The 24,068-nt window shown below is 68.0% G+C and carries 23 protein-coding genes and 1 tRNA gene; 2 read left to right on the top strand and 22 right to left on the bottom strand.

Features of this window, described 5'->3' with window-relative positions:
- Positions 1-265 precede the first annotated feature (265 nt).
- Positions 266-1,519 (bottom strand): UDP-N-acetylglucosamine 1-carboxyvinyltransferase, encoded by a 1,254-nt coding sequence (gene murA, locus ACAG20_RS20970; protein ID WP_112687346.1) that lies wholly within the window; start codon positions 1,517-1,519, stop codon positions 266-268.
- A gap of 101 nt (positions 1,520-1,620) precedes the next feature.
- On the opposite strand from murA, the gene ACAG20_RS20965 reads away from it, so the two are divergent.
- Entirely contained in the window at positions 1,621-2,211 is a 591-nt protein-coding gene (locus ACAG20_RS20965; protein WP_370493992.1) for a cob(I)yrinic acid a,c-diamide adenosyltransferase, read from the top strand.
- Positions 2,212-2,247: 36 nt separating this feature from the next.
- Here ACAG20_RS20965 and ACAG20_RS20960 read toward each other — a convergent pair whose 3' ends face one another.
- The 21 genes from ACAG20_RS20960 to argS all read right to left on the bottom strand — a co-directional run bounded on the left by ACAG20_RS20960 (position 2,248) and on the right by argS (position 23,802).
- Positions 2,248-2,691: a DUF2550 domain-containing protein gene (locus ACAG20_RS20960; RefSeq protein ID WP_370493991.1), complete on the bottom strand. Its 444-nt coding sequence runs from the start codon at positions 2,689-2,691 to the stop codon at positions 2,248-2,250.
- Positions 2,692-2,705: 14 nt separating this feature from the next.
- The gene (locus tag ACAG20_RS20955) at positions 2,706-3,071 is read right to left on the bottom strand and encodes a F0F1 ATP synthase subunit epsilon (protein WP_370493990.1); all 366 of its coding nucleotides are present in this window, start codon (positions 3,069-3,071) and stop codon (positions 2,706-2,708) included.
- 34 nt (positions 3,072-3,105) lie between these two features.
- Entirely contained in the window at positions 3,106-4,536 is a 1,431-nt protein-coding gene (atpD, locus tag ACAG20_RS20950; RefSeq protein ID WP_370493989.1) for a F0F1 ATP synthase subunit beta, read from the bottom strand.
- 33 nt (positions 4,537-4,569) lie between these two features.
- Complete coding sequence (locus tag ACAG20_RS20945; RefSeq protein WP_370493988.1) at positions 4,570-5,493, bottom strand: F0F1 ATP synthase subunit gamma; 924 nt, start codon at positions 5,491-5,493, stop codon at positions 4,570-4,572.
- A 7-nt stretch (positions 5,494-5,500) separates the two neighbouring features.
- A complete protein-coding gene (gene atpA / locus ACAG20_RS20940) occupies positions 5,501-7,150 on the bottom strand; it encodes a F0F1 ATP synthase subunit alpha (RefSeq protein WP_370493987.1) in 1,650 nt (549 codons plus the stop codon).
- Between the two features lie 45 nt (positions 7,151-7,195).
- Positions 7,196-8,533, bottom strand: a complete 1,338-nt coding sequence (locus ACAG20_RS20935; protein WP_370493986.1) for a F0F1 ATP synthase subunit B/delta — start codon at positions 8,531-8,533, stop codon at positions 7,196-7,198.
- Positions 8,534-8,541: 8 nt separating this feature from the next.
- Entirely contained in the window at positions 8,542-9,075 is a 534-nt protein-coding gene (locus ACAG20_RS20930) for a F0F1 ATP synthase subunit B (RefSeq protein WP_370493985.1), read from the bottom strand.
- Between the two features lie 9 nt (positions 9,076-9,084).
- A complete protein-coding gene (locus tag ACAG20_RS20925) occupies positions 9,085-9,330 on the bottom strand; it encodes a F0F1 ATP synthase subunit C (RefSeq protein ID WP_011893196.1) in 246 nt (81 codons plus the stop codon).
- A gap of 67 nt (positions 9,331-9,397) precedes the next feature.
- On the bottom strand, positions 9,398-10,156 hold the full coding sequence (atpB, locus tag ACAG20_RS20920) for a F0F1 ATP synthase subunit A (RefSeq protein ID WP_370493984.1): 759 nt from the start codon (positions 10,154-10,156) through the stop codon (positions 9,398-9,400).
- A gap of 2 nt (positions 10,157-10,158) precedes the next feature.
- Positions 10,159-10,614 carry an ATP synthase subunit I gene (locus ACAG20_RS20915; protein ID WP_083038663.1) on the bottom strand — a complete coding sequence of 152 codons (456 nt, stop codon included), beginning with the start codon at positions 10,612-10,614 and terminating at the stop codon, positions 10,159-10,161.
- Positions 10,615-10,729: 115 nt separating this feature from the next.
- A complete protein-coding gene (locus tag ACAG20_RS20910) occupies positions 10,730-11,908 on the bottom strand; it encodes a glycosyltransferase family 4 protein (RefSeq protein ID WP_370493983.1) in 1,179 nt (392 codons plus the stop codon).
- The gene (locus ACAG20_RS20905) at positions 11,905-12,564 is read right to left on the bottom strand and encodes an L-threonylcarbamoyladenylate synthase (protein ID WP_370493982.1); all 660 of its coding nucleotides are present in this window, start codon (positions 12,562-12,564) and stop codon (positions 11,905-11,907) included. Before ACAG20_RS20905 ends, ACAG20_RS20910 begins: the two co-directional genes overlap by 4 nt.
- Complete coding sequence (prmC, locus tag ACAG20_RS20900; RefSeq protein WP_370493981.1) at positions 12,561-13,403, bottom strand: peptide chain release factor N(5)-glutamine methyltransferase; 843 nt, start codon at positions 13,401-13,403, stop codon at positions 12,561-12,563. Before prmC ends, ACAG20_RS20905 begins: the two co-directional genes overlap by 4 nt.
- Entirely contained in the window at positions 13,400-14,476 is a 1,077-nt protein-coding gene (gene prfA, locus ACAG20_RS20895; protein WP_112687326.1) for a peptide chain release factor 1, read from the bottom strand. The genes prmC and prfA overlap by 4 nt, the downstream gene beginning before the upstream one ends.
- Before the next feature lie 72 nt (positions 14,477-14,548).
- Positions 14,549-14,791: a 50S ribosomal protein L31 gene (gene rpmE, locus ACAG20_RS20890; protein WP_112687324.1), complete on the bottom strand. Its 243-nt coding sequence runs from the start codon at positions 14,789-14,791 to the stop codon at positions 14,549-14,551.
- Between the two features lie 234 nt (positions 14,792-15,025).
- Positions 15,026-16,861 carry a transcription termination factor Rho gene (gene rho / locus ACAG20_RS20885; protein WP_370493994.1) on the bottom strand — a complete coding sequence of 612 codons (1,836 nt, stop codon included), beginning with the start codon at positions 16,859-16,861 and terminating at the stop codon, positions 15,026-15,028.
- Positions 16,862-17,374: 513 nt separating this feature from the next.
- On the bottom strand, positions 17,375-18,325 hold the full coding sequence (gene thrB / locus ACAG20_RS20880; protein WP_370493980.1) for a homoserine kinase: 951 nt from the start codon (positions 18,323-18,325) through the stop codon (positions 17,375-17,377).
- Positions 18,325-19,407: a threonine synthase gene (gene thrC, locus ACAG20_RS20875; RefSeq protein WP_370493979.1), complete on the bottom strand. Its 1,083-nt coding sequence runs from the start codon at positions 19,405-19,407 to the stop codon at positions 18,325-18,327. The genes thrB and thrC overlap by 1 nt, the downstream gene beginning before the upstream one ends.
- Positions 19,404-20,738 carry a homoserine dehydrogenase gene (locus ACAG20_RS20870; RefSeq protein ID WP_112688795.1) on the bottom strand — a complete coding sequence of 445 codons (1,335 nt, stop codon included), beginning with the start codon at positions 20,736-20,738 and terminating at the stop codon, positions 19,404-19,406. Before ACAG20_RS20870 ends, thrC begins: the two co-directional genes overlap by 4 nt.
- Before the next feature lie 2 nt (positions 20,739-20,740).
- Positions 20,741-22,105 carry a diaminopimelate decarboxylase gene (gene lysA, locus ACAG20_RS20865; protein WP_370493993.1) on the bottom strand — a complete coding sequence of 455 codons (1,365 nt, stop codon included), beginning with the start codon at positions 22,103-22,105 and terminating at the stop codon, positions 20,741-20,743.
- Between the two features lie 50 nt (positions 22,106-22,155).
- Complete coding sequence (gene argS / locus ACAG20_RS20860) at positions 22,156-23,802, bottom strand: arginine--tRNA ligase (protein WP_370493978.1); 1,647 nt, start codon at positions 23,800-23,802, stop codon at positions 22,156-22,158.
- Positions 23,803-23,914: 112 nt separating this feature from the next.
- Between argS and ACAG20_RS20855 the strand changes: the two genes are divergently transcribed.
- Positions 23,915-23,990, top strand: a tRNA-Arg gene (locus tag ACAG20_RS20855).
- Positions 23,991-24,068 lie beyond the last annotated feature (78 nt).

The raw sequence follows: 24,068 nt of genomic DNA, 5'->3' as shown, positions 1-24,068 counted from the left end.
TTCAGAACAATCCTGAAAACATCAGTTCCGAAAAACCGACAAAACAACACCACACCCCCAACACGGGGCGCCAAGGATGTGGCAAAAACAACAACAAACAAAAACCACCAAACACACTATTGAGTTCTCAAACAACACGCCCGGTTTTCAGGCAACCTCGCCATTCTACTCGGTACCCGGAGTTGAGTCAACTCCGAACTTTGCGGGGCTACCAGAAGGTCTTCCAGACGGCTCGACGATCCCCGTTGCGGGGCGCCGGCCTCACCTATCTTACACGTTCGATTTCGGCGCCGAGACCCGCCAGGTACTCCACGAACAACGGGTACCCCCGATCGATGTGGTAGACGTCGTGGACTTCGGTGTCACCGTCTGCGACCAGGCCCGCAAGTACCAGGCCGGCACCGGCACGGATGTCGGACGCCCACACCGGCGCACTCGAGAGCTGCGGCAGGCCGCGCACCACCGCGTGGTGTCCGTCGGTGCGGGCGTCGGCGCCCAGCCGGATCATCTCCTCGACGAACCGGAACCTCGCCTCGAAGACGTTCTCGGTGATCATCGACGTTCCGTCGGCGATCGCCGCCAGGCCGATCGCCATCGGCTGCAGATCGGTCGGGAACCCCGGGAACGGCAAGGTTGCGACATTAACGGCCTTCGGGCGGTCGTACTGGACCACCCGGAAGCCGTTGTCGTGCTGGGTGACGGTCGCCCCGGCGTCGTGCAACTTGTGCAGCACAAGTTGCAAATGGGCCGGGTCCACCCCGGTCACCGCAATGTCGCCGCGAGTCATCACCGCGGCGATGGCCCAGGTTGCGGCAACGATCCGGTCCCCGATCACCTCGTGTTCGGTCGGGTAAAGCCGCGGCACCCCGGTGATCTTCAGCGTCGGCGAACCCGCGCCCTCGATCTGCGCACCCATCTGGTTGAGCATGGTGCACAGGTCGGCGACGTCGGGCTCGCGCGCCGCGTTGTGGATGGTCGTGACGCCTTCGGCCAGCACCGCCGCCATCAAGATGTTCTCGGTGGCGCCGACCGAGGGAAACTCCAACTGGATCTCGGCGCCGTGCAGCGCCTCGGCATGCGCGACCACACACCCGTGCTCGATATTGCAGGTGGCGCCCAGCTGACGCAGGCCGGCCTGGTGCATGTCGAGCGGTCGCGATCCGATCGCGTCGCCACCCGGCAAGGCGACCTTCGCGCGCAGACAGCGCCCCACCAACGGCCCCAGCACACACACCGAGGCCCGGAACTGCCGGACCGCGGCGAAGTCGGCGTCGTACTTGGGCTCGTCGGGCGAGGTGATCCGCACGGTGGTCCCGTCGAGCTCGACGTTGGCGCCCAGGCCGCGCAGCACCTCGGCCATCAGCGGCACGTCGAGGATGTCCGGGCAATTGGTGATGGTGCTGGTGCCCTCGGCCAGCAGCGCCGCCGCCATCAGTTTGAGGACGCTGTTCTTAGCGCCGCCGACGGCCACCTCCCCGGACAGCCGGTTGCCGCCGGTAACCACGAAACGCTCACCCACGCGCGTCAGTGTAGTGACGACTGGGCGCTAACCCCGACCCAATCCCGGCGCTGATGCCCGCCCGGCTCGTACCGGTTGTCGCGCCCGGTACGGTTTGGGCCATGGCAGTGCATATCACCCGTGTGTACACCCGCACCGGCGACGACGGCACCACGGGGTTGAGCGATTTCTCCCGGGTTCCCAAGACCGACCCGCGTCTGGTGGCCTACGCCGATGTCGAGGAGGCCAACGCCGCGATCGGTGTCGCGATTGCGCTGGGCAAACCCAACGAATCGGTCAGCGCGACGCTGCTGCGCATCCAGAACGATCTATTCGACGCCGGCGCCGACCTGGCCACTCCCGTGGTGGAGAACCCCAAGTACCCGCCGCTGCGCATCACCCAGGATTACATCGATCGGGTGGAGGCGTGGTGCGATGAATACAACGAGCCGCTGCCGGCGTTGAACTCGTTCATCCTGCCCGGCGGTTCGCCGCTGTCGGCGCTGCTGCACGTCGCCCGTACTGCCGCGCGCCGGGCCGAGCGGTCGGCTTGGGCGGCAGTCGAGGCGCATCCCGACGGCGTGTCGGTGCTGCCGGCGAAATACCTGAATCGGTTGTCGGACTTGATGTTCGTACTGTGCCGGGTGGCCAACGCCGACGGTGACGTGCTGTGGCAGCCGGGCGGCGATCGCACCGACCGTCCCGAAAAGTAGGCGCCGCCAAACGATTCCGTCAGATCAACAGTCAGATCAGTAACTGTGACGGCGGGACCGGGGCGACGGGCGCGCCTCCAGCCAGGACAGAAATGCGGTGCGGGCGCCGCGGTCCAGCGCTATCTCGAAACCCACCCGACGGTCTTGGGTGGTGTCGCGCAGTTCCAGCACCACGATCTCATCGGTCATGATGTCGAACTCGTCGCCGCGTGGCGCGCGCCGCGACACCACGTCCACCCCGCGGCGTGACAGCCGGCGATCCGGCCACAGCCGTACGCTCGAGAGCCGGTAGAACGCGGCTTCGCCGCCTCGATAACGGACCACGCCGTGGCGCCAACCGTGTCCCCCTACGGCCGGCAGGTCGCGCATGATCGCCGCGGTGCCGCCCTGGCGCAATTTCCACAGCCGGTAGCTCAGCGCCAGCACCGCGCCGAGAAGTAGGGCGACGAGCACGACCATGCCGATCATGGGCGTGCTCATCGGTTCACGCTCCGCTAATCGATGACACCCAGGGCGCGCAGCCGCGCACGGCCCTTGGCCGCAGTACGGGGGTCGCCGGACTGCGCATCGTGCCGGGCGGACGCCTCGTCGATCTCCTCGACGAAGTCCACCGACTCCGCGAGGATGCTCACCCCTTCTTCGGTGACCGACAGGAACCCGCCGTGGATCGCGATGCGCAGGTCGTCCTCGTCCTGGCGCTCCACCTTCACCATCGCGTCGTCGACGAGTTCGGCGACCAGCGGGATGTGCCGCGGGTAGATCCCGATCTCACCGACGGTGGTCCGGGTGAAGATGAACGTCGCCTTGCCCGACCACACCTTGCGGTCGACCGCAACGATTTCGACGTCAATCTCTGCCACTACCCACCGCCTTTCGCGGTCAGAGGATTCCGTGTCACAGCTTGGCGCCCAGGCTCTCGGCCTTCTTGGCCAGGTCGTCGAGACCACCGATCAGGAAGAACGCCTGCTCGGGCAGGTGGTCGAAGTCACCCTTGGTCAGCCGGTCGAAGGCCTCGATGGTCTCCTTGAGCGGCACCGTCGAGCCGGGCTGGCCGGTGAACTGCTCGGCTGCCATCATGTTCTGGCTCAGGAACCGCTCGATGCGCCGCGCTCGGTTAACCAGCTGCTTGTCCTCCTCGGACAGCTCGTCGATACCGAGGATCGCGATGATGTCCTGCAGGTCCTTGTAACGCTGCAGGATTCGGATGACCTCCTGGGCGACCCGGTAGTGGTCGTCGCCGACGACGGCGGGGTCCAGAATGGTCGAGCTCGACGCCAGCGGGTCCACCGCCGGGAAGATGCCCTTGGAGAACACCGCACGGGAAAGCTCGGTGGTGGCGTCCAGGTGCGCGAACGTGGTGGCCGGCGCCGGGTCGGTGTAGTCGTCGGCAGGCACGTACACGGCCTGCATCGACGTGATGGACCGGCCGCGGGTCGAGGTGATCCGCTCCTGCAGCTCGCCCATCTCGTCGGCCAGGGTCGGCTGGTAACCCACCGCGGAGGGCATCCGGCCCAGCAGGGTCGACACCTCGGAGCCGGCCTGGGTGAACCGGAAGATGTTGTCGATGAACAACAGCACGTCCTGGCCGGCCTCGTCGCGGAACCACTCGGCCATGGTCAGCGCCGACAGCGCCACCCGCATACGGGTGCCCGGCGGCTCGTCCATCTGACCGAACACCAGGGCGGTGTCCTTGAGCACGTTGGCGTCCTCGAGCTCGACCCACAGGTCGTTGCCCTCACGGGTGCGCTCACCCACGCCGGCGAACACCGAGGTGCCACCGAAGTTGCGGGCGATGCGGTTGATCATCTCCTGGATCAACACGGTCTTGCCCACACCGGCACCACCGAACAGGGCGATCTTGCCGCCCCGCACGTACGGGGTGAGCAGGTCGACGACCTTCAGCCCGGTCTCGAGCATCTCGGTGCGCGGTTCGAGCTCGTTGAAGGCCGGCGGCTTGCGGTGGATGCCCCAGTGCTCGAAGTCCTCGCCGTAGCCGGGCTTGTCCAGGCAGTGGCCCAGCGCGTTGAACACGTGGCCCTTGACCTCGTGGCCGACCGGCACCGAGATCGCCGCACCGGTGTCGGTCACCTCCACGCCGCGCACCAGGCCGTCGGTGGGCTGCATCGAGATGCAGCGCACCAGGTTGTCGCCAAGGTGCTGAGCGACCTCGAGGGTCAGTGTCTTGGCCAGCTCCTCGAAGCTGATGTCGGCGTGCAGCGCGTTGAACAGCTCGGGCACCGCGCCCCGGGGGAACTCGACGTCGACGACGGGGCCGGTCACGCGCACCACGCGGCCGGCGGTTGTCTTGTCAGCGGTAACAGTCATTATCTTCTTCGCTTCCTAGTGCTTAGCGGGGGCTTACCGGGCGGCGTCGGCGAGGGCGTTCGCACCACCGACGATTTCGCTGATTTCCTGGGTGATTTGGGCCTGGCGCTCGCGGTTGGCCTCCAGTGTCAACGCCTTGATCAAGTCGTCGGCGTTGTCGGTCGCCGACTTCATTGCGCGCTGGCGTGAGGCCAGCTCCGATGCCGCCGAGTCCAGCAGCGCCGCGTACACGCGGGTGGTCAGGTACCGCGGCAGCAGCGATTCGAACAGCGTGGTGGCGTCCGGCTCGAACGAGTACAGCGTCCGCGGACCGCTCTCCTCGCCGACGTACTCCACCAGCATCGGTGCGATCCGGCGAGCTTCGGCCGACTGCGACAGCATCGAGCGGAAATCGGTTGCCACGACGTGCAACTCGTCGACGCCCAGCACCCCGTCGGCGCCCGGGTCGTTGCCCTCGTCGTCGACTCCGGACAAGAACGCGTCGACCAGCGTCGAAGCGATCTCAGCGGCGTTCTCGTACGTCGGCTGCTCGGAGAAACCGGTCCACGAGGCGGTGATATCCCAGTTCCGGAACGCGTAGTAGGCCAGTGCTTTTCGGCCCACGACGTAGAGGACCGGCTCCTTGCCCTCCGAGCGCAGCAGTGCGAACAGCTCCTCGGCGCGACGGAAGACGTTGGCGTTGTAGCCGCCACACAGGCCGCGGTCACTCGACACCACCAGCACCCCCGCCCGCGTGCGCTCCTCGCGCTCGACCAGCAGGGGGTGATCCAGGGCCGCCTCGGCGGCCAATGTCGTGAGCATCCGGGTGATCTCGTCGGCGTACGGCCGCGCCGTTTCGAGCCGGGCTTGCGCGCGGCCGATACGCGAGGTGGCGATCAGCTCCTGGGCCTTGGTGATCTTTTTGATCGACCCGGCCGAGCGGATTCGCCCGCGTAGTTCCCGAAGTGTGGCTGCCATTGCGGAGCTACTTCTTCTTCGCCGGCGCGGCCCTGCGGACCTGCACCGCTTCCTTGCCGAGCTGGTCCTCGTCGAGCGCCTCAACGCGTTCGTCGGGCACCACCGAACTGCCGTCGGTGGCCGCGAAGCCCTTCTTGAACTGCTTGATGACCTCGACCAGCTTCTCGCTGGCCTCATCCGAGAGTTTCTTGGACTCGCGGATCCCGCTCAGCAGCTCGCCCTCGGAGGCCCGGATGTGGTCGAGCAGCTCGCTTTCAAAGCGGCTCACGTCCTCGACCGGCACCGAGTCCAGGTGCCCCTCGGTGCCCAGGAAGATCGAGACCACCTGCTCCTCGACGGGCATCGGCGCGAACTGCGGCTGCTTGAGGAGCTCCACCAGGCGGGCACCGCGGTCCAGCTGCGCCTTGCTGGTGGCGTCCAGGTCGGAGGCGAAGGCCGCGAAGGCCTCCAGCTCGCGGTATTGCGACAGGTCCAGCCGCAGTGATCCGGCCACTTCCTTCATGGCCTTGATCTGCGCGGCGCCACCGACGCGGGACACCGATACACCGACGTTGATGGCCGGCCGGACACCCTGGTTGAACAGGTCGCTCTCCAGGAAGCACTGGCCGTCGGTGATCGAGATGACGTTGGTCGGGATGTAGGCCGAGATGTCGTTGGCCTTGGTCTCGATGATCGGCAGGCCGGTCAGCGAACCACCGCCGAGCTCGTCGGAGAGCTTCGCGCAACGCTCCAGCAGCCGCGAGTGCAGGTAGAACACGTCACCCGGGTAGGCCTCGCGGCCCGGCGGACGGCGCAGCAGCAGCGAGATGGCGCGGTAGGCCTCGGCCTGTTTGGTCAGGTCGTCGAACACGATCAGCACGTGCTTGCCCTGGTACATCCAGTGCTGGGCGATCGCCGAACCGGTGTAGGGCGCCAGCCATTTGAAGCCGGCGGAGTCCGACGCCGGGGCGGCGACGATCGTGGTGTAGTCCATGGCGCCGCCCTCCTCCAGCGCGCGGCGCACGCTGGCGATGGTGGTGCCCTTCTGGCCGATCGCGACGTACACGCAGCGGACCTGCTGCTTGGGGTCGCCGGTCTCCCAGTTCTGACGCTGGTTGAGGATCGTGTCGACGCAGAGCGCGGTCTTGCCGGTCTTGCGGTCGCCGATGATGAGCTGACGCTGGCCGCGGCCGATCGGCGTCATGGCGTCGACGGCCTTGACCCCGGTCTGCAGCGGCTCGGACACGCTTTGGCGCTGCACCACCGAGGGAGCCTGCATCTCCAGCGGACGGCGGGTCTCGGACTCGATTTCGCCCCGGGCGTCGATCGGCTGGCCCAGCGGGTTGACCACGCGACCGAGGAAGCCGTCGCCCACCGGCACCGAGAGCACCTCACCGGTGCGCTTGACCTGCTGGCCCTCTTCGATGTTCTCGAAGTTGCCCAGGATCACCGCACCGACGCTGTGCTCGTCGAGGTTCAGGGCCACGCCCAGCACCCCGCCGGGGAACTCGAGGAGCTCCTGAGTCATGACCGAAGGCAGGCCTTCGACGTGTGCGATGCCGTCGCCGGCGTCGATGACGGTGCCGACCTCCTCGCGCGCGGTGTCGGCGCTGAAGGAGCCCACGTACTCCTCGATCGCCCCCTGAATGTCGTCAGCGGAGATTGTCAACTCTGCCATGGCTTTTCGTCTTCCTGCCTCTTGGTGATGGATCTAGGTTTTTGGTCAGTCGGGCAATTGCGTCTTTGCGGCGGCCAGGCGCGAGGACAACGTCCCGTCGATCACCTCGTCGCCGACGGAGATCGCCAGCCCGCCCAACAGTTCGGAGTCGACACCGACCTGCACGCGCACCGGGTGGCTGTAGATCCGGCTCAGCACGGTGTTGAGCCGGGAGCGCTGGGCGTCGCTGAGTTCGGCGGCCGCCCCGACGTGCGCCACCACTTCGCCGCGGCGTGCCACCGCGATCTGGGCGAGCTCGGTGATCGCCTGATGCGCGGACTGACCGCGCAGCAGCTGGACGGTCTGCTCCAGCAGCGCGGTGGTGATCGAGTTCGCACCACTGCCGCCACCGATGACGTTGCGCAGCAGCCCGACCCGGCCGGCGGCCGGCGTTGCGGTGTCGCTGAGCAGCGTGTCCAGCTGGGGCTGGGCGTCGAGGATGCGGGAGAACCGGAACAGCTGGTCTTCCACCTCGTCGAGGCTGTCCGCGCGTTCGGCAGCCAGCAGCAGCGCCTGCCGCGCAACGTGTTCGGCCGCCGCGATGAGGTCGCCATCGTTGGACCAGCGGGCCGAGGCGGCGTCGGAGACCAGCGACAGGGCCGGATCACCGATCTTGCCGGAGAACAATCGCTGCACCAGGCGAACCTTCGGAGCGGGGTCTTCGGTCGGAACCGTCAGGTGCCGTGTCACCACGGCCTCGCGCTCCAACACCTCGGCAACCGCGGTGAGGTCACTGGCCAGCGTGGTCAACCCCTGCTCGTCGAGGCCGCCTGCCACCTTGTCGAACTTGTCGAGCAGGCCCTTGAGGGCCTCCCGGCTGGCGGAGCGCATGCGGGCCAGGATCGGTGACTCGACCTCGACCGACTTCGGCGCCATCGCGTCGAGCTCGTCGAGGAACCGGTCGACGGTGGCGGCCTGGCGTTGCGGGTCGGCGACGTAGTCGCGAACCAGCTCGGCCGCCCGCTGGACCGCTTCGGCCCCGAGGCCGGCACGCAGTTCGCGAATCAGCTGTGCACGCATCAGGCCCACCTGCTGGCCGCCGGCGGACTTGACCCGCTCCGCTTCGACGCCGGCCTGGCCGCGCAGTTGCTCAGCGATCCGCTCAGCGTCGGTGCGGGCTTCGGCGGTCACCCGCTGGGACTCGGTCTCAGCGTTGGCGATCGCGGTGGCGTGCGCCTGGCCGGCCTCGGTCAGCCGGGCGGCGGCCGCAGCGGCCTCCTCCAACTGCCGACGCACCGACTCCTGCTGATCCGCCATCAGCCGGCGCACCGGCGGAACCACGAACTTGACCAGCAGCCAGACGATGACGGCAAAGCCGACCAGCTGCCCGATGAATGTCGACATCTTTGTTGCTACCGCCCCGTGTTCGCCGCGGAGAGTGTCTCGGCCTCGACGCCGAGAATCCGACCGGCCAGTGTGGCTGACAGGGTCGCCACCCGGGCCTGCAACTGCTCACTCACCGCATCGCCTTCCTGCTTGAGTTGCTCGGTGGCGGCCTGCAACGTGGTTGCCACCTCCGCCTCCGCCGCCGACCGCTGCTCGTCGATGGCCTTGCGGCCCTCGGCTCGAGCCTCGTCGCGCACCGTCGTCGCCTCCAGACGCGCGGCCGCCATCTGCTTCTCGTAGTCGGCCTCGGCGGCCGCGAACTGCTCGGCTGACTCCCGGTTGTCGGCGAGAGTCTTGGTGACCATGTTGTCGCGCTCCCGCAACACCCTCATGATCGGCGGCACCACGAAGGTGCCGATCACACCGAGCACGACCAAGAAAATGCCCAGCACGACGAAGAAGGTGCCGTTGGGAAGCAGGAAGTTGGCGGACTCGCCTTCCTCAGCCCCCGCGGCGACCTGGCGGGTCGCGGCCAGGACGACGACGCTCATGTCACCCATAGGAGCGGACTAACCGACCGGAGTGGCGAAGACGAACAGCGCCATGAACGCGAGGTTGATGAAGTAGGCCGCCTCGACCAGACCGACGGTGATGAAGAACGGGGTGAACAACCGGCCCTGCGCCTCGGGCTGCCGGGCGATTCCGGAGATCAGGGCGTTACCCGCGATGCCGTCACCGATACCGGCACCGATCGCGCCACCGGCCATGATGAGGCCACCGCCGATGAGGGCGCCGGCCGCGATTGTGGGGTCCATACTTTTCCTCCTTGCTAGCTGGTAGTTCTCTACCAGGTCTTTGATGTGGTGTCAGGCTTGCTGGTTACTAATGGTCTGCATGTTCGTCCATCTCCATCGCCTGCGAGAAGTACAAGATGGTCAGCAACGCGAAGATGAAGGCCTGGATCAGACCGACGAACAAGTCGAACGCTTTCCATATCGCGTTGGGCGCCCACATGATGTAGGGCGGGAACATCGCGATCAGGGCGACCAGGATGCCGCCGGCGAAGATGTTGCCGAAAAGTCGCAGCGACAGCGAAACCGGCTTGGCGATCTCCTCGACCAGGTTGATCGGAGCCAGGATGGCCACGTGCCCCTTGAGCACCCGCCACGGGTGGCCCAGGAAGCCGCGGCGCCAGAACCCGGCCAGGTGGTAGCAGAAGAACACGAACATGGCCAACGCCAACACGTAGTTGATGTCGGAGGCCGGCGGGGCGAAAAGTTCCTTGGTGCCGGAGGCATCCGAGTACTGCACGGGGAACACGCCCATCCAGTTGGACACCAGGATGAACACGAAGATGGTCACCGCCAGCGGCAACACGAACGGGGCGATCCGCATGCCGATCGCACCCTCGATCTGATTGCGCATCTGAACGGTGATCGCCTCGAAGAACAACTGGACACCGCCGGGAACCCCGGTCGAGGTGACCTTGGCCCGCAGATAGAACGCCAACGCGATGACGACCACAGCGGCGATCGCGCTGGAGGTAATCGTGTCGACGTTGACGGTCCCGAGCACCGGCCAGACGGCGGTCTCGTGGTGGCCGACTTCGATCGCGGCCTCGGCCAGGGTGGTCTCGATCATCGCTACTGTGCAGTCCCTTCCGTGCCAAGAGCATCTGAGCCGGCCGCTGCCTCGCTGCGCAGCTTCTTCATCACCGGCAGTGCGGTGGTAGCCACCAAGAGAACCTCGAACAGTGCCAGCCCGAACAGCACACCCAGGCCCTGGGGGCGGAACAGGTAGGCGACGACCAGACCGACGACCGTGATGACCAGCAGGCGGGTCGCGGAGTTCATGGCCATCTTCGATTTCAGCGGGTGGTCTTGGGCGGTGATCGACTGAACCGAGCGGCGAATCAGCAGCGCGTTGACCAATCCGAGGGCCAGCCCGAAGCCGAAGAACGCCCCGAACATCACATGACCGAGCCCGGCCGCGGCCAACGTCGCCACCGCGGTCAGCGCAATGCAAATGAGCAGCAGCCGAATCGGCTGGAATACCACCGACGGCAACACCAACGGCGCGTCCTGCGCTGGTGTCGTCACCGCCTCACCCCAATCTCGACTTGCTCTGCATCACTGTCGTGAAGTTGCCCGCCGAGCGTATCGGATGCCCGATCGCGCTGCGGAACCACCTACAACACCATCTTAGACGGTGCTACTACCGCGTGTCGTAGGGGCTGTTCTCCAGTCCGTCACCGCGACGCAGCAGCGGGATGAGCGTAACGACAATCGCGATGAGCATCGCACCCAGCATCACCGCCCCGGTGTAGCGCGGGTCGAAGAAGATGGTTCCGGCCGCGCCGAAGGCGACGATCGCCGTCCACAAGTAGATCAGCAACACCACGCGGCGCTCGGTGTGACCGATCTGCAGCAGCCGGTGGTGCAGATGCATCTTGTCCGGGCTGAACGGGCTGCGTCCGGCACGGGTGCGACGGATGATCGCCAGCAGCACATCCAACGCGGGTACGCAGACCACGGCCGCTACCAGCAGGAACGGCGCCAGCAGACCGAAGACGTCGCGGGCGCCGTAGGCGGTTTGCGAGATCGGGCCGGCGGCGGTAGTCGACGCCGCGGCCAGCATCAGACCGATCAGCATGGATCCCGAGTCGCCCATGAAAATCTTCGCGGGGCTGAAATTGTGTGGGAGAAATCCCAGGCAGGCCCCGGCCAGTACCACCGAGATCAACGCGGGCGGGTAGAACAGCACGTCGCCACCGTGGTCTTGCAGCACGCCGACCGAGAACATGCAGATCGCCAGCGCGGTGATCAATCCGAGGCCGGCGGCCAAGCCGTCGAGCCCGTCCACGAAGTTCATCGCGTTGACGATCGAGACCGTCAGCGCCAGGGTGAGCAGGATCGATGAGACCTGATCGAGCACCACGGTGCCGACGCCGCCGATCGGGATATAGAGCACACTCCACGCGACGCCCATGGTGACCAGCACGCTGGCGGCGGTGATCTGGCCGGCGAACTTGGTCAGCGCGTCCAGGCCCCATTTGTCGTCGAGCAGGCCGATGCCCATGATCACCCCGCCGGCCAGCACCACCGCCGGCATGCCGGTGGAGTAGACGAAGCCGCGGGTCAGCGCGGGCAGCTGCGATGCCAGGAAGATCGCGGCGACGATGCCGACGTACATCGCCAGCCCGCCCATCCGCGGCGTCGGCTGCACATGCACGTCGCGTTCGCGCGGGTAGGCGACCGCACCGATCCGGGTGGCCAGCCAGCGGACCGGCCCGGTGCTGAAGTAGGTGATGATCGCGGCGGTCAAGCCGACCAGCGCGAGTTCCCGCAGCGGTACGCCGGCACCCCGGTCGGCCAGCGCCAGCAGGCTGGTCACGGCGTCCCCGTCAGCGCCGCCGGGTCCTGCCCCAGCACCGCACCGACCTGCTCGGCCGAGACCGGGCCGGTGCGCACGATGCGCGGTGCGGGTCCGGTCAGGTCGACGATCGTGGAGGCTTCGCCCTGTTCGGCGGCGCCCGCGTCGAGGTAGACCTCCACGGTCTCGCCGAGTTGCCGGCGCGCTGCTGCGGCGTCCACGGCCGGCGCGCCACCGGAGACGTTGGCGCTGGACACCGCCATGGGGCCCACGGCTGTGAGCACTTCCAGGGCCACCGGGTGCAGTGGCATGCGCACCATGACGGTGCCGCGGGCGTCGCCGAGGTCCCAGTGCAGTGACGGCGCCTGGTTGACGATCACGCTGAGCGCGCCCGGCCAGAATGCGCGGATCAGCTCGCGGGCGGTGTCGGGCACCACCAGGGCCAACCCGTCAATGGAGTGCCACGAGCCGACCAGCACGCCCACCGGCATGTCGCGACCGCGCCGCTTGGCCGCCAGCAGCGCGGTCACCCCGGCGACGTTGAAGGCGTCGGCACCGACGCCGTAGACGGTATCGGTGGGCAGCACCGCCAATCGGCCGCCGCGGACGGCGTCGATCGCGGCGGCGATCCCCGCCGCACGCTGGGCCGCATCGGCGCAGTCGAAAACCTCTGTCATCGTTGATCGTTCCTGACCGCCGTCACAAACCGCGGCCGTCCGGTCAGGTCCGATCTTGCTATCACCTCGTCGAAGCAACCGGTGCCGCGCACAGTTTCGATCGTGGCCGCCGACGTGGTGTCGTCGTGCTCGACGGCGAACAGGCCGCCGGTGCGCAGCAGCCGGGCGGCCAGGACGGCCAGCGGCGTGATCACCGACATGCCGTCCGGGCCGCCGAACAGTGCGTGCGACGGATCATGCTGGGCCACCTCGGGTTCCAGTTCCGTGCCCTCGGGGATATAGGGCGGGTTGGCGACCACCAGATCGACTTGACCGTCCAGTTCCGCGAGCACACCCGGAGTGGTGACATCGGCGCGGAGCAACTCCACCGGCGTATCTGCACAGTTGCCCCGGGCGTAGTTCAGTGCCGACTCGGAGTCGTCGACCGCGAGTACTCGGGCACCGGGCCGTGCGCGGGACAATGCGATCGCCAGGGCACCGGAGCCGGTACAGGCGTCGACGATCACCGGGCGCAGGCGAAGTGGTTGCGCCAGCGCCCATTCGAGCATCGCCTCGGTTTCCGGTCGCGGGATGAACACGCCGGGCCCGACCTGCAGCGTCTCCGGGCCGAACGCCGCGGTCCCGATCAGGTGCTGCAACGGGATCCGGGAACTGCGGGCGGCGACCAGTTCCCGGTAGCGCCCGAAGAACTCGTCGTCGGGTGGGTCCAGCAGCGCCAGCCGGCCGCGTTGCGTACCGGCGGCATGAGCGGCGAGTTCTTCGGCGTCGTAGCGGGCCGACTCGATTCCGGCATCGACGAAAAGCGCAGCAGCAGAGTCGATCGCGTCCCGGAGATTCACGACGTCCCCTGCAACCGGGTTTCTTTGTCGGCGGCGGCCAGCGCGTCGAACATCGCGTCAAGATCCCCGTCGAGAACCTGGTCGAGGTTGTGCGCCTTGTAGCCGATGCGGTGGTCGGTGATCCGGTTCTCCGGGAAGTTGTAGGTGCGGATGCGCTCGCTGCGGTCCACGGTACGGATCTGGCTGGCCCGGTCGGCCGAGGCGTCAGCCTGTGCCTGTTCCTCGGCGAGTGCCTGCAGCCGGGCCGCCAGCACCTGCAGTGCGCGGGCCTTGTTCTGCAGCTGGGACCGCTCGTTCTGGCACGTCACGACGATCCCGGTCGGCAGGTGGGTGAGGCGCACCGCGGAGTCGGTGGTGTTGACCCCCTGGCCGCCCTTGCCGGAGGACCGGTAGACGTCGATGCGCAGGTCCGACTCGTCGATGGCCACTTCGGCGATCTCTTCGGGCTCGGGGTAGACCAGCACCCCGGCCGCCGAGGTGTGGACGCGGCCCTGCGACTCGGTGACCGGCACGCGCTGGACCCGGTGGACGCCGCCCTCGAACTTCATCTTCGACCACACACCGTCGGCGCTGTCGCCCTTGCTGGCGATGGTGATCGTGGCGTCCTTGTAGCCGCCGAGATCCGACGTGGTCTCGTCGAGCACCGTCACCTTCCACCCGTGGCGCTCTGCGTAGCGGATGTACATCCGGGCCAGGTCGGCGGCGAACAGCGCCGACTCCTCGCCGCCCTCGCCGGATTTGACCTCGAGCACGATGTCGTCGGCGTCGTGGGGGTCGCGTGGCGCGAGCATGTCGGTGAGCGTGGTGTCCAGTTCGGCGACCCGGGCTTCGAGCTCGGGCACCTCCGCGGCGAACGACGCGTCGTCGGCGGCGAGTTCGCGAGCGGCTTCCAGGTCACCGCGGGCCGACTCGAGCTTGCGGTGGGTGGCGATGATCGGCGCCAGTTGGGCAAACCGGCGGCCGGCCCGGCGGGCCTCGACCGGATCGTTGTGCAGTTCGGGGTCGGCGAGCTGAGTTTCCAGCGCGGCGTGTTCGGCCAGCAGGGCATCGATCGCCTGCATGCTGCGGGTCATCTCACCTCCATCCCCGAACGCAAGCCGACGCCCGGGCGACGTGCTGGCACGTTCCGGGCGTCGGTGAGGAAGCTACTTGTCGGCGGATTCCGCTGCGTCGGCTGCGGCCTTGCGCTTGCCGTAGCGTTTCTCGAAGCGGGCGACCCGGCCACCGCTGTCCAGGATCTTCTGCTTGCCGGTGTAGAACGGGTGGCACTGCGAGCAGACCTCGACCACGATGTGGCCGCTCTCCTTGGTGCTGCGGGTGGTGAAGCTGTTGCCGCAACCGCAGACCACGGTGGTCTCGCCGTAGGTCGGGTGAATGCCAGTTTTCATGGTGTCCTCTTCGATCGTGGGTCGCCGGGTCGCCCCGCCCGTGGGCTGGACGTGAACCGGAACCTGAGGTGTTCGATTATGCCAGCTGCGCTGGCACTCCCCCAAAACGCCGGGAGGGTCATGCGCATTCCGCGGGGCCGGCCCGCGGGCTGGGGTCCCCGCTGAGATTGCCGCTCGGGCTGTGGTCGCATCGCAATCACGACCCTGACCGCAATGTCAGCAGGGTGCGGCGGGTCAGTCGTTGTCCATTCCCGGCGTGGTCTTGGAGACCTGGACCAGGAACTCGTAGTTGTTCTTGGTCTTGCGCAGCTGGCTCATGAGCAGGTCGATGGCCTGATGCGAGTCCAGCCCCGACAGCAACCGGCGCAGCTTGTGCACGATCGCGAACTCGTCCGGCGAGAGCAGCAGCTCGTCCTTGCGGGTGCCGGAGGGGTTGACGTCGACGGCCGGGAACACCCGGCGCTCGGCGATCTTGCGGTCCAGCTTGAGCTCGGCGTTGCCGGTGCCCTTGAACTCCTCGAAGATCACCGTGTCACCGGTGGACCCGGTTTCGACCATCGCGGTGGCGATGATGGTCAGCGAGCCGCCGTCCTCGATGTTGCGCGCGGCGCCCAGGAACCGCTTGGGCGGGTAGAGCGCGGTGGAGTCCACACCACCGGACAGGATGCGGCCCGACGCCGGGGAGGCGTTGTTGTAGGCCCGCCCCAGTCGGGTGATCGAATCCAGCAGCACCACGACGTCCTTGCCCTGCTCGACCAGGCGCTTGGCCCGCTCGATAGCCAGTTCGGCGGCCTGGGTGTGATCCGACGGCGGCCGGTCGAAGGTGGAGGCGATGACCTCACCCTTGACCGAGCGCTGCATGTCGGTGACTTCCTCGGGCCGCTCGTCGACCAGCACCACCATCAGGTGGCACTCCGGGTTGTTGCGGGTGATCGCGTTGGCGATGTCCTGCATGATCGTGGTCTTACCGGCCTTGGGCGGCGACACGATCAGCGCGCGCTGCCCCTTGCCGATCGGCATGATCAGGTCGATGACACGGGTGGTCAGCTTCTCGCTCGAGGTCTCCAAACGCAGCCGCTGGTTGGGGTACAGCGGGGTCAGCTTGGAGAATTCGGGGCGCTTCTTGGCGTCCTCGACGGGCCCGCCGTTGACGGAGTCCAACCGCACCAGCGGGTTGAACTTCTGCCGTTGGTTGGGCTGCTCGCCGTCGCGGGGCACCCGCACGGCGCCGGTCACCGCGTCGCCGCGGCGCAGCCCGTTCTTGCGGACCATGTTCATCGAGACGTAGACGTCATTCGGGCCGGCCAGGTAGCCGGAGGTGCGCACGAACGCGTAGTTGTCCAGCACGTCGAGGATGCCGGCCACCGGCTGGACGACGTCGTCCTCGCGCAGCTCGGTGTCGCCGCCTTCACCGCCGCGTTCGCCCCGGCGCCGCCGGTCACGGAACCGGCGGCCGCGCCGACCGCCGCGCCCGTCGTCGTCATCGGCGTTCTGCTGGCCCTGCTGGCCGCGGTTCTGCTCGTCGCCCCTGCCCTGATCGCCCTTGCTCTGGTCGCCTTTGCCCTGGTCGCCCTTGGCCTGATCGCCCTTGCCCCCAGCGGCGTCGTCGGACTTGGCGCCGTCGCCGCGGCCACCGGTCTGCTCGGCCTTCTCCTCGGGCTTGTCCTGTTTGTCCTGCTTGTTGCCGTCGCGCTGCTTGGTGGCCTCGCCCTGCTTACGGGGCTCGCCCTTGTCCTGGTCTGCCCCGTCGGCGGCGGGTGCGCCGGTCGCGCGGCTGGCGCCGCGCCGTTCACGACGAGGCGGCGCCTCGGTGGCCTCGCCGGACCCGCCGGTTTCGGTGGCCTCGGGTGCGGCAGGCTCTTCGCCGACGGGGGCGCCGTTCGCGGGCGCCTCGGCGGCGGGTGCCTCGGCAGCGTCGCTGCCGCTCCCCCCGTTGCCGCCACTACCCCCGTTGCCGCCGCCGTTGCCGCCGACTTCGCGGATCGCGGCGATCAGCTCGCTCTTGCGCATGCCGGAGGCGCCTTTGACGCCGACGCGGTTGGCCAGCGCGCGCAGCTCGGGCAGCACCATCGCAGACAACGACGGTTCCGCAGCGGTTGCAGCACCGTTGTCCGGTGCCACGGCGGACGCAGAGTCGCTGGTGGCGGGCGTCGAGGTGGCTTGGGAGGCCGACACCGCGGTGTCGTCGCCGGCGGCCTGCGTGCTGGCACCGGAGGCCTCCGAAGCGCCCGGGCCCGAGGTCGGGGAGGCGCTCTGAGAGGTCGACAGCGAAGCCTGTCCGGTGCTGCCTTCAGCCGTGAAGAGGTCCGTTTCGGTCACGGATTTCCTTTCTTCCCTCGTCGGTTTTGTCACGCGAGGGGTTGGGTGCATCCAGCGGAACCGCCGAGTGCGTGTCACCGTCGACTGTTTTAACGGTGATACCCGTATCGACAGCGTCAAATCGCGAGCCGTCAGCTACGAGAAGAATTTGGTGGCGTCCCAGTGACATCGCAGTCTGAGTCAGGTGCTGATGCCGCGAATGCGGGACGGGACCGAGGATAGCCGCCTTGAGTGGCTCGCGCAACAAATACTGCGTGGCGTGCCTCAACCGGGCACCACGACGCCGGAATTCCACTTGACCGCATCACCCACACGCAGCTGCGTCACAGCGAACCCACGCGCCGCCGGCGCCTCAAGCACCTCAGCGGGAAGCTCGGGTGCGGTGCTCAGCGCGATCACCGCGGGCCCGGCACCGGACAGCACGCCGGCGATGCCGTGCTGCCGCAGCAGTTGCAGGTACTGCGCGGACTCAGGCTGCGCCGCGGCGCGCTGGGGCTGGTGCAGCAGGTCCTCGGTTGCCTCCAGCAGCAGATCGGGCCGCTCGGTCAGTGCCACCACCAGCAGCGCGGCGCGACTGACATTGAATCGGGCATCGCGGTGGCTGACCTGTTCGGGCAGCAGCATGCGCGTCTCGGCGGTCGACGAACGAAGCTGCGGTATCCCCGGGAACAGGTGGATATCGGGGTGCAACCGCAACGGCACCGCCGAATAGGCGGTCCCACTGCCGTCGGCGCGGTCCGCGGTCCAGGAGACCACCGCGCCACCCAGCACGGCAGCGGCGGCGTTGTCGGGGTGGCCCTCGAACTCCGATGCCAGCTGGACCAAGCGGGATTCCGACAGCCCGGTCCGATCGACTTGCGCGACAAGGCCGTTGACCGCAGCCAAACCGCCGACTACCGCGGCCGCGGACGAGCCCAGTCCACGCTGGTGCGGGATGGCGTTGCGGCAGCGCACCACCATCCCGGGAACGTCGACGCCGACTTCCCCAAGCCCGCGCCGGATACTTTGCACCACAAGGTGATCCGAGGACAGTGGGACCTGACCGGCGCCCTCCCCCTCGACGTGCACTACCAGCCCGGAGTCGACCGTCTCGACGATGATCTCGTCGTAAAGCCCCAGCGCCAGCCCGAGGCTGTCGAAGCCGGGGCCCAGGTTGGCGCTCGACGCCGCCACCGCGACGCTGGTCGTCAACCCAGCCGGTAACAGTTGAACCACTAGGCCAGCCCCAACTCGGCGACGACGGTGGCCGCGTCGACGGGAACCGCGGTGACCTCGGGCAGGTCGCGCAGCGCGGTGTCGGGATCCTTGAGCCCGTTTCCGGTCACGGTGCATACGACGGTCGAACCGCGCGGCACCCAGCCGTCTTCGACCGACTTGAGCAGCCCGGCGATGCTGGCCGCCGACGCCGGCTCCACGAAGACACCCTCGGACTCGGCCACCAGGTGGTAGGCGGCCAGAATCTCCTCGTCGGTGGCGGCCAGGAACCGCCCACCGGAATCCACCTGCGCTTCGACAGCCTGGGTCCAGGATGCCGGCGAGCCGATGCGGATCGCGGTGGCGACGGTCTCGGGGTTCTTGACCGGCTCACCGAGCACCAGCGGCGCCGCGCCGGCGGCCTGCGTCCCGAGCATCTTGGGCAGCTTGTCGGTCAGGCCGTCGGCGTAGTACTCGCGGTAGCCCTTCCAGTACGCGGTGATGTTGCCGGCGTTGCCGACCGGCAGCGAGTGGATGTCGGGGGCGGTGCCCAGCGCGTCGACGATCTCGAACGCCGCGGTTTTCTGGCCTTCGATGCGCACCGGGTTCACCGAGTTCACCAGCGAGATGGTCGGGAAGTCGGTGGCCATCTTGCGGGCCAGCTCCAGGCAGTCGTCGAAGTTGCCGTCGATCTGAATGATCTTGGCGCCGTGCATGACCGCCTGTGCCAGCTTGCCCATCGCGATCTTGCCCTGCGGGATGAGCACCGCACAGGTGATGCCGGCCCGCGCGGCGTAGGCCGCCGCCGACGCGGAGGTGTTGCCGGTCGAGGCGCACAGCACCACCTGCTGGCCGCGGGCCACCGCGTCGGTGACTGCCATCGTCATACCCCGGTCCTTGAACGAACCGGTGGGGTTGAGCCCCTCCACCTTGAGGTGCACCGTGCAGCCGAGCTGTTCGGAGATCCGCTTGGCGTGGATCAGCGGGGTGCCGCCCTCGTGCAGCGTGATCGGTGTCCAGTCGTCGCCGACGGGAAGCCGGTCGCGGTAGGCGCCGATCAGGCCGGGCCAGGGCTGGTGGACCGCCGTCCGAGTGGAGCTCACTGATCTGTTCCTTCCAGTCGTAGCACGCTGGCGACCTGCTGTACCGCATCCAGTTCTGCCAGCGCCGCAACGGTTTCCGACAGCGCCGATTCGGCGGCGCGGTGGGTGACCACCACGATCCGGGCACCGATCAGTTGGCCTTCGTCGTCGGTCACGCCTTCCTGGCGCACTTCGGCGATGCTCACCTCATGGGCGGCGAACTCGGATGCGACCGTTGCCAGCACGCCCGGCTTGTCGGCGACGTCCATGCTCACGTAGTAGCGGGTCTGGACATCGCCGATCGGCGCGATGGCCAGTTGGGCGTATTTGGACTCACGCGGTCCGCGACCGCCCTGCACCCGGTTGCGGGCCGCCATCACCAGGTCTCCCAACACCGCCGAGGCGGTCGGGGAACCGCCGGCGCCCTGCCCGTAGAACATCAGCCGGCCGGCCGCCTCAGCCTCGACCACCACGGCATTGAAGGCGCCGTTGACGGTGGCCAGCGGGTGCTCCAGCGGCACCAGCGCCGGGTAGACCCGCGCCGAGACCCGCTGCTGGCCGTCGCGGCCGGAGATGCGTTCGCAGATGGCCAGCAGTTTGATGGTGCATCCCAGCGCGCGCGCCGCGGCGGCGTCCTCGGGGGTGATGTTGGTGATGCCCTCGCGGTAGACGTCGTCGGCGGTCACCCGGGTGTGGAAGGCGATCGAGGCCAGGATCGCGGCCTTGGCGGCGGCGTCGTAGCCCTCCACGTCGGCGGTGGGGTCGGCCTCGGCGTAGCCCAGTGCGCTCGCATCGGCCAGTGCGCTGGCGTAGTCGGCGCCGGTGGAGTCCATCTCGGACAGGATGTAGTTGGTGGTGCCGTTGACGATACCGGCCACCCGCAGCACGGTGTCACCGGCCAGCGACTGGGTCAGCGGCCGGATCACCGGGATCGCGCCGGCGACGCTGGCCTCGAAGTACATGTCCACGCGCGCGGTCTCGGCGGCCTCGGCCAGCTCGCCGGTGGACCGTGACAGCAGGGCCTTGTTGGCGGTGATGACCGACTTGCCGTGTTTGATCGCCGACAGGATCGCGTTGCGGGCCGGCTCGACCGGGCCCATCAGTTCCACGACGATGTCGACGTCGCTGCGTGACACCAGGGCATCGACGTCGTCGGTGAGCAGTTCGACGGGCACTCCCCGGTCATCCGCCACCCGGCGCACCCCGATGCCGCGCAGCACCAGCGGCGCACCGATCCGGGCGGCGAGGTCATCGGCGCTGGCCTCGAGGATCCGGACGACTTCGCTGCCGACGTTGCCGAGTCCCAGGACAGCGACACCCACCGGGTTCACGGGAACATTCGCATCGGACATCCTTAATTCACCTCCAGGCTGATCAGGTCATCGACGGTTTCCCGGCGCAGCATAAGGCGGGCCTTCCCGTCGCGCACCGTCACCACCGCCGGACGGGTGAGCAGGTTGTAGCGGCTGGACATCGAGTAGCAGTAGGCGCCGGTGGCGGCCACGGCGATCAGGTCACCGGGAATCAGGTCCTCGGGGACCCAGGTGTCGCGGACGATGATGTCGCCGGTCTCGCAGTGTTTGCCGACGACGCGCGCCGGCACCGGTTGGGCGGTGCCGCCGCGCGACACCAGCCGGACGTCATAGTGCGCGTCGTAGAGCGCGGGACGGATGTTGTCGCTCATCCCGCCGTCGACACTGACGTAGCGGCGGCGAGCGGTGGCGCTGATGTCGACGTCTTTGACGGTGCCGACCTCGTAGAGCGTGATGGTGCCGGGCCCGGCGATCGCCCGGCCGGGCTCGACGACCAGCTGCGGGGTCGGCAGGCCGACGGCGGCTGATTCGTCGCGCACGATCGCGGCGAGCTTGCCGGCGAGCTCGTCCATCGGGGGCGGATCGTCCTGCGGCAGGTAGGAGATGCCCAGCCCGCCGCCCAGGTCGATGACCGACAGTTGCGCGGTCTTGTCGACACCGAATTCAGCGACCACGTCGCGCAGCAGGCCGATGACCCGGTGGGCGGCCAGCTCGAAGCCGGCGACGTCGAAGATCTGCGAACCGATGTGGCTGTGCAGGCCCACCAGGCGCAGATGGTCGGTGGCGAAAACCTTTCTGACGGCGTCCATCGCGGCGTGGCTGGCCAGCGACAAGCCGAACTTCTGGTCTTCGTGGGCGGTCGAGATGAACTCGTGGGTGTGCGCCTCCACGCCGACGGTGACTCGCACCAGCACGTCCTGCACGACACCGGCTGCCGCGGCGATCGCGTCGAGGCGTTCGATCTCGATCATCGAGTCGAGCACGATGTGACCGACCCCGGCTTCGACCGCGGCCTGCAGCTCCGCGACCGATTTGTTGTTGCCGTGCATCGTGATTCGCTGGGCGGGGAACCCCGCGTGCAGCGCGACGGCCAGCTCGCCGCCGGTGGCGACGTCCAGGCCCAGCCCTTCCTGGTCGATCCACCGGGCGATCTCGCTGCACAGGAACGCCTTGGCGGCGTAGTGCACATGGTCGCCGCCACCGAACGCCTGCGCGATCTCACGGCAGCGGCTCCGGAAGTCGTCCTCGTCGATGACGAACAGCGGGGTGCCGTATTCGGCGGCCAGGTCGGTCACCTTCACTCCGGCGATGCTCACCTGGCCGTCACTTTCTCGAACAGTGTTGCGGGGCCACACATTCGACGCCAGCTCCAGCAGTTCCTGGGAGGTCTGCGGCCGCGGCGGCAGACCGTCGTGGTGGATCTCCTCGGCGTGACGGGGCCCTGCGGGATGGACGTTCACATTCGCTCCGGTGCGCTCACGCCGAGAATACCCAGCCCGTTGGCGATCACCTGGCGGGTGGCCTGACACAGCGCCAACCGCGCGGTGTGCAGATCGCCCGGCTGCTCGTCGCCCTGCGGCAGCACCCGGCAGCTGTCGTAGAACCGGTGATAGTCACCGGCGAGGTCTTCCAGGTAGCGGCACACCCGGTGCGGTTCACGCAGCGCGGCAGCGGTTTTCAGCACCCGGGGGAACTCCCCCAGGTTGCGGATCAGCGTGCCCTCCTTGTCGTGGGTGAGCAGTCCGAGGTGGGCGGTGTCCGGACTCATGCCGAGCTCGGCGGCGTTGCGGGCCAGCGCGGACAGCCGGGCATGCGCGTATTGCACGTAGTAGACCGGGTTCTCGTTGCTGGCCGACGACCACAGCGCCAGGTCGATGTCGATCGGGGTGTCCACCGAGGAACGGATCAGGCTGTAGCGGGCGGCGTCCACGCCGATGGCCTCGACCAGGTCGTCGAGGGTGATGACGGTCCCGGCGCGCTTGCTCATCTTGACCGGCTGGCCGTCGCGGACCAGGTTGACCATCTGGCCGATCAAGACCTCGACGGTGGCCGGGTCGTCGCCGAAGGCGGCCGCGGCGGCCTTGAGTCGGGCGATGTAGCCGTGGTGGTCGGCGCCGAGCATGTAGATACACAGGTTGAAGCCGCGCTCGCGCTTGTCCAGGTAGTAGGCCAAATCGCCGGCGATGTAGGCGGGTTTGCCGTCGCTCTTGATCACGACGCGGTCTTTGTCGTCACCGTAGGCGCTGGTGCGCAGCCAGGTGGCGCCGTCTTTTTCGTAGATGTTGTCGTTGGCGCGCAGCCGTTCGATGGCCTGCTCGACGCGGCCGGAGGTGTGCATCGAGTCTTCGTGGGTGTAGACGTCGAAGTCGGTGCCGAATTCGTGCAGCGACTCCTTGATGTGGCTGAACATCAGGTCGACGCCGATCGCGCGGAACGTCTCCTGCGCGTCGGGGCTGTGGAGCGCATCTGGCGCCTTGGCCTGGATCTGCGCCGCGATGTCGGTGATGTAGGCGCCGGCGTAGCCGTCCTCGGGGGCGGGTTCGCCCTTGGCGGCGGCGATCAGCGAGTCGGCGAACCGGTCGATCTGGGCGCCGTGGTCGTTGAAGTAGTACTCACGGGTGACCGCCGCTCCCTGGGTGGAAAGCAGCCGGCCCAGCGCGTCACCGACCGCCGCCCAGCGGGTACCGCCGATGTGGATGGGACCGGTGGGGTTGGCCGAGACGAACTCCAGGTTGACGTTGAGGCCGTCGAACTCCTGGGAGTGGCCGTAGCCGGCGCCGGCGGCGATGATGTTGGCCACGATGGTGCCCTGCGCCGAGGCGTCCAGGCGGATGTTGACGAAGCCGGGACCGGCGGTGTCGGCCGAGGCGATCCCGTCGGCGCGCGCCAGCGCGGCGGCCAGCCAGCCGGCCAGCTCACGGGGGTTGACGCCGACCTTTTTGCCCAGCTGCAGGGCCAGGTTGGTGGCGTAATCACCGTGCTCGGGGTTGCGCGGCCGCTCGACGGTGACCGCCGCGGGCAGCGCGGCGGGGTCCAGGTCGTGCTCGGCCAGCACCGCGGCGGCGGTGGTCTTGAGCAATTCGGCCAGATCGGCGGGGGTCACGGAGGTCCATCCTAGGGTCTTGCGTGGTCAGGACCCGAATCCGTCCGGTTCTTGGGGTCTCGGTTTTATGCGTTAGTCTGTCGGAGCCCACTTTGGCGCCCGTAGTTCGTGCGCCCCCGTAGCTCAGGGGATAGAGCGTCTGCCTCCGGAGCAGAAGGCCGCAGGTTCGAATCCTGCCGGGGGCACCAGTGTGATGTCTCAGGACATCGGAATAGTCCGAACCCTCGTTTAGGGTTCGGATTTTTTCTTTGGGCGGCCGCGGGTGA

It is taken from the genome of Mycobacterium sp. pW045, from assembly GCF_041287085.1.
GTDB classification, from domain to species: domain Bacteria; phylum Actinomycetota; class Actinomycetes; order Mycobacteriales; family Mycobacteriaceae; genus Mycobacterium; species Mycobacterium algericum_A.
Note: the sequence above shows the minus strand (reverse complement) of the source record. Positions and strands in the feature narration are given on the sequence as shown.

Excerpts from the sequence above, each read along its gene's own strand:
- ACAG20_RS20965 (WP_370493992.1), top strand. The coding sequence starts at position 1,621 with ATGGCAGTGCATATCACCCGTGTGTACACCCGCACCGGCGACGACGGC.
- ACAG20_RS20960 (WP_370493991.1), bottom strand. The coding sequence starts at position 2,691 with ATGAGCACGCCCATGATCGGCATGGTCGTGCTCGTCGCCCTACTTCTC.
- atpD (WP_370493989.1), bottom strand. The coding sequence starts at position 4,536 with ATGACTGTTACCGCTGACAAGACAACCGCCGGCCGCGTGGTGCGCGTG.
- ACAG20_RS20945 (WP_370493988.1), bottom strand. The coding sequence starts at position 5,493 with ATGGCAGCCACACTTCGGGAACTACGCGGGCGAATCCGCTCGGCCGGG.
- atpA (WP_370493987.1), bottom strand. The coding sequence starts at position 7,150 with ATGGCAGAGTTGACAATCTCCGCTGACGACATTCAGGGGGCGATCGAG.
- ACAG20_RS20935 (WP_370493986.1), bottom strand. The coding sequence starts at position 8,533 with ATGTCGACATTCATCGGGCAGCTGGTCGGCTTTGCCGTCATCGTCTGG.
- ACAG20_RS20930 (WP_370493985.1), bottom strand. The coding sequence starts at position 9,075 with ATGGGTGACATGAGCGTCGTCGTCCTGGCCGCGACCCGCCAGGTCGCC.
- ACAG20_RS20925 (WP_011893196.1), bottom strand. The coding sequence starts at position 9,330 with ATGGACCCCACAATCGCGGCCGGCGCCCTCATCGGCGGTGGCCTCATC.
- atpB (WP_370493984.1), bottom strand. The coding sequence starts at position 10,156 with ATGATCGAGACCACCCTGGCCGAGGCCGCGATCGAAGTCGGCCACCAC.
- ACAG20_RS20905 (WP_370493982.1), bottom strand. The coding sequence starts at position 12,564 with ATGACAGAGGTTTTCGACTGCGCCGATGCGGCCCAGCGTGCGGCGGGG.
- prfA (WP_112687326.1), bottom strand. The coding sequence starts at position 14,476 with ATGACCCGCAGCATGCAGGCGATCGATGCCCTGCTGGCCGAACACGCC.
- rpmE (WP_112687324.1), bottom strand. The coding sequence starts at position 14,791 with ATGAAAACTGGCATTCACCCGACCTACGGCGAGACCACCGTGGTCTGC.
- rho (WP_370493994.1), bottom strand. The coding sequence starts at position 16,861 with ATGGTGCTGCCCGAGCTGCGCGCGCTGGCCAACCGCGTCGGCGTCAAA.
- ACAG20_RS20870 (WP_112688795.1), bottom strand. The coding sequence starts at position 20,738 with ATGTCCGATGCGAATGTTCCCGTGAACCCGGTGGGTGTCGCTGTCCTG.